4 protein-coding genes are annotated in these 5,061 nt (G+C 41.8%); 1 reads left to right on the top strand and 3 read right to left on the bottom strand.

Annotated features, from left to right (window positions below; genetic code table 11):
• Window positions 1–1,353 (top strand): methyl-accepting chemotaxis protein (locus WAO38_RS04450; protein ID WP_422234737.1); only part of this gene is annotated, 1,353 nt, incomplete at its 5' end.
• Window positions 1,354–1,441: 88 nt separating this feature from the next.
• Here WAO38_RS04450 and WAO38_RS04455 read toward each other — a convergent pair.
• From WAO38_RS04455 to WAO38_RS04465, 3 genes are all read right to left on the bottom strand, one after another.
• Entirely contained in the window at window positions 1,442–2,101 is a 660-nt protein-coding gene (locus tag WAO38_RS04455) for a response regulator transcription factor (RefSeq protein WP_422234739.1), read from the bottom strand.
• Window positions 2,098–4,011 (bottom strand): FIST N-terminal domain-containing protein, encoded by a 1,914-nt coding sequence (locus WAO38_RS04460; RefSeq protein ID WP_422234741.1) that lies wholly within the window; start codon window positions 4,009–4,011, stop codon window positions 2,098–2,100. The genes WAO38_RS04455 and WAO38_RS04460 overlap by 4 nt, the downstream gene beginning before the upstream one ends.
• A gap of 120 nt (window positions 4,012–4,131) precedes the next feature.
• Window positions 4,132–5,061, bottom strand: a 930-nt coding sequence (locus WAO38_RS04465; protein WP_422234743.1) for a leucyl aminopeptidase, incomplete at its 5' end; no start/stop codon positions are given.

Here is a 5,061-nt window from a genome sequence, read left to right on the forward strand (position 1 = left end):
TTACAGCACCATGCGCTCATCACGTTTATCAAGTTTAATCCTGCCTACCGATTCGGCATCTTCAAAAGTCAAAACTTCCGAAAAACAGCAACAAAATTCACCGTTTTGGCCGCTGATCCGATCAAACGGGTTATCAGCGCTTTTATGGATACCAAAACAAATGCCCGCATCAGCGTTATCGACGCATTAACGGCGCATTTTTCCTGCTCGCCCCAGCAGCTTGATTTAAAACTGGCCAACTATACGTTCGGAATCGAGATTGACGGTGAGATTTATGTCCGTTCCATTGCTTCGATCGATACGACGGCCGGTGCTATCCATTTTTATTGCGATATTGAAGCCGGGGAAGAACTTATCCTGCTTGAAAAAACCGACTTTGTCCGAACAACCACCGAGAATTTTTCTGAGTTCAGCCGAAATAAGCCGAAAGCCATCGGAGCTATCTTCAATGACTGTATTTTACGACGATTGTTTAATGCTTCCGAGCTTAATAATCTTCGTACCTTTCAAGATATTCCGGTGACCGGCTTTTCTACATTCGGTGAACTTCTGGGTGTCAATATCAATCAAACATTGACCGCTATCTTTTTTTATTACATCGACAATCAATCCTTTCATGATGAATATATCGACCGGTTTGTTCAAAAATATGCCGGATTCAAAAGCTATTTTCTTCTGCGCAAGATTAATCGACAAAGTATGATTGACAATATCAATAAAGCGATGCTGAGTCAAATGAAAGAAAGTATGCCCATCATTGAAAGTATCGGAAAAACCATCCTGAATGCCGTTGATTCGATTGATACGATAGGAAACCAGCTCTCATCCGTCAAAGATCAGTTTTCGGTTTTTTCAGCCCATATGGAAAAAAGCAGTTCCGATAATACGAACCTCTCTTCGGATGTCAATGATCTTACAGGCAATGTACGTGATATACGGGCTGTACTCAGCGTCATTTCCGATATTGCCGATCAGACCAATCTTCTTGCCCTGAATGCTGCAATCGAAGCAGCCCGTGCAGGAGAACACGGCCGTGGATTTGCCGTTGTTGCGGATGAAGTCCGTAAACTGGCCGAACGAACGCAAAAAAGTCTCTCGGAAACGAATGCTTCCGTCAGTGTTATCATTCAGGCCGTTGAAGGAATCGGTGAAACGATGGATCATGTAAGCGAGGACCTTACAGCGGTTTCATCCAAAAGTTTACAGCTCTCTGGCGAAATAGAAGATCTTTCACACAAGAGTTCCACCATTTCCGGCGAACTTCGATCACAATCGCTCATAACGCAAGACCTCAAAAATGAGCTAGACAAGCTGCATGTGTATGAAAAAACATTAGATATTTTAAATGGGTGATTTCTCTAAAAATCAGGGGTTTCCACATTCTGAAACCTCTTTATAACCTTCGTCAAAAAGCCGGATATTTTCGTACTTTTGTGCGGGATTATTTGGGTCTTTCTACCATGTAGCCGATCGATCGGATATTGATAATCATATCTTCTTTCAGTACATTTTTGATCCGGTTCAACTCTGCACGGATGGTAGCGTTATCAATCATATCATCGTTCCAAACATAGTCTCTGAACATATCATAGGTGACGATTCTGCTTCTGTTCTGTGATAAAAGTTCTATGATCTGCAATTGTCTTCTTGGAAGGATATGGGGTTCGTTATTAAAGAGGAGCGTCATTGTTTCACTGTCAAAACTATACGATTTTGAGAGACGTTTATGCGCTTGGGGGACTTGTCTGGATTGTAATATCTTGTCGATTCGCAGACTTAATTCTTTCAGATGAAAAGGTTTTTTTAAATAATCATAACAACCCAGGTTGAAAGCTCGTGAAATTTCTTCGATATCGATAAGTGCCGAGATAAAAATCGTAGGAATCTGTATTTTTTCATTATGGGTAGTCTCTAAGAGTGTCAGACCGTCCATCCCCGGAATATTAATATCCAAAAGCAGAAGATCAAAATTCCTGTCATGGATCATCTGGAGGCCTTGAACCCCGTCTTTCACCAATTCAACAACATGTCCCGTGGCTTCTATATATTTGGAGATAGCTTCACCCAACATAATATCGTCTTCAACCAATAAGATTTTCATTGGTAGGCCTCCGTAAATTCATAGGTAAAAGAGGTCTCATCTTTTGTTGAATGCAATTGAAAAGCGATATTTTCATTGTTACAAATCTCCTTCACGAGGTTTAGTCCAAGTCCGAACCCTTCTTGTTTGGAGCTCTCTCGGTAAAATTGATCAAAAATCTTATCCGGATTTGCGATCTCGGACGATTGGCTTTTGAAAATTACTTTGTAGATACGCTGATTATGATTATGCGGTTCGATCGAAACATAAATCGGCTCATTCTCTTTGGTGTATTTGATGGCATTGGTCAGATTGTTATCGATGATCCGTTGAAGCTGGGACTCATTAAAATAGATCAAAAACTCTTTGACGGAAGACGAAAAAATGAAACTGACATTCACTTTTTTAGCGACAATATCAAAGAACTCTATCCGGCTTCGTATATAATCCACTAAATCGATTGTATGTTTAGGGTATTCCACCGTCTTGTTAATAAGAAGATAAGAGAGATCATCATAAATAGTAGTGACGTTTTTCATCGCCGCTTCGATATTGGAGAGATAGAGGTTTTTTCCGAGTTCCGCTTCGTAGAGTTCGACATTGCACATGATGACACTGAGCGGCGTATTGGTCTCATGTACCGCATATTTAATAAAAAGGTCTTGGGATTTCAATAGGCTCTGGGAGTACTCCTGCTCAGCTTCAAGACGCTTTTTTTGCAGTTCGTAGTCTTCGGCAGACTGCGCTATGAGGTGTGCGAGCGCACCGACGGTCAGGGCATATTCATCGTTTTCCAAAGGACCGCTTGTTTCATTGTTCTCCAGAGCGACACACTCTATGCAGTCTGCTTCGCAAAGACCGACGACGGTAAAGGTTTGGTTGAGCAACTCATTATGATCTTCATGGTGATAAAACTCGGCATAGCTGAAGAACCCGACCGTCGTGGCATTCTTGACAAAAGGGTCCATCTCGATATTGATGAGACTGGGCATATACCTTCTGCGTGCCATACACGAATAGACAAAATAGCTTTGCATATTTTTACAGGGTGCCTGATAATGTTTGTCGAATGATTGCTGGATAATCAGTTCTGCATTTCCGAATCCCAATCTCACCTTGTCGCCAACATTGAGATTTCCGGCGAAGCTCATACTGCCGTCATCATGTTTGGCAATAACCGCACGTGCAACTTTAAAACCGTTTTTATCCATGATCAGCGGAAACTCTATCCCTGTTTTGGGGAGCGCCTTTGCTACTTCAGCACCGAGATATTTTTCATAAAACTTGACCGCCGGCATACCGGAGATTTTATAGACTCTGTTATTGATAATCTCATCAATGGTGTGTTCGATGCCGATCGGAGACCAGTCGAATTTATAGCTGTTGTAAACGCTTAGTTGATCGGAATTCAGGGCAGCACCGACCGCGCCATGTTCCAGTATCGTTTCATTTTCACAGATGTATGTTTGAATAAACTTACCGTTATCTCCGGCCATTCCGCCGCAAATAATCACTTTATTGTCAACAGATTCGATACCCTTTAAAAACACTTCACCGTTGCTGGTAGAACCGTCCGTAAAAAGTATCAGCAGTTTGGTGTCGGGTTTGATAAGTTTTTTAGCGAGATCGACTCCGTTTTGAAAACAGTCTACTCCATCCACTGAAGCACTGGTGATGGTTGTTTTGCCAAAAACGGAGACTGCGATAATCGTGGAGTGGGTCAAAATATGCGAGTTTTTGATCTCTCCGTCGGTAGTCGTACCGATGATGACACTGTTGGGAAGCTTCTTTTTGATAAGATTTGACGCTTCTTGGAGAATCTCTTTTTTATTGCCGCAAAAGATTTGAACCAATATATTCTGTTCATCCTGGATGTCATCCATCCACGTTTGCTGTACAAAATCCTGATACTCAAAAGTATATGTTTTCATATTAATATTTTATCAGAAAAAATGATAAAAAAATGATATTCCTGATGATTTTACTATTAATTATTCAGATAATTTATCAACTTTTATGTATTTGAACTTTTTATAACTTGCAGAGGTATTTTAGATGATATTTTTTAAAAATTGCACGATTAAACGGACCCCGGCCCCACTCGCTCCGTAGGGGTTATATCCCCAGGGTTTATGGGCATAGGCAGGCCCGGCCATATCAAAATGGAGCCATTTTTTCTTGTTCTCTTCTTTGATAAAGCGGTCTAAAAAAAGACTGGCGGTTATTGAACCGCCATTGCGTGTCGAAGCCGTATTCACCATGTCGGCGATCTCGCTGTCAAGTTCATGTTCGAAATATCGGTTATAGGGCAAAAATCCGATAAGCTCGCCGCTTTGCAATGCCGCCGTATTGATTTTTTTCTTTAAACTATCGCTGTGTCCCATAACAGCCATCGTATGGCTGCCCATAGCAACGATTGAAGCACCGGTCAACGTAGCAAAATCAAATATATAATCAAAATCTTGAATCTCATCCTGAGCATAACACAAACAATCTGCCAAAACCAGCCTGCCCTCGGCATCCGTATTTTTCACTTCGATGGTCATCCCGTTTTTAGCCCGCAAAACATCATCGGGTTTATAGGCATTTCCACCAATCATATTTTCAACGGCACCGATAATACCATGTACTTCACACTCGATGTTAAGGGCCTTCAACGTACACATAATCCCCAGTACCGCACTCCCTCCCGCCTTATCACATTTCATGGAGACCATCGAATCGGCCGATTTGAGACTCAACCCTCCGCTGTCATAGGTAAGCCCTTTCCCCAAAAGAACGATTTTAGCCTTGGGATTGTTAGGGCGGTAAACGAGATGAATGAGTTGGGATTCGTGTATGGATGCCCGGCCGACGCTCAGTAAAGCATTCATTCCCATCTCATGCATGAGATGTTCACCCAGTATCGTACATTCCAGGCCGTCTCTTTTAGCATAATATTTTGCATCCAATGCCATGATATTAGGATAATAGTCCTGCGG

The organism is Sulfuricurvum sp. (assembly GCF_049277495.1).
Taxonomy (GTDB): domain Bacteria; phylum Campylobacterota; class Campylobacteria; order Campylobacterales; family Sulfurimonadaceae; genus Sulfuricurvum.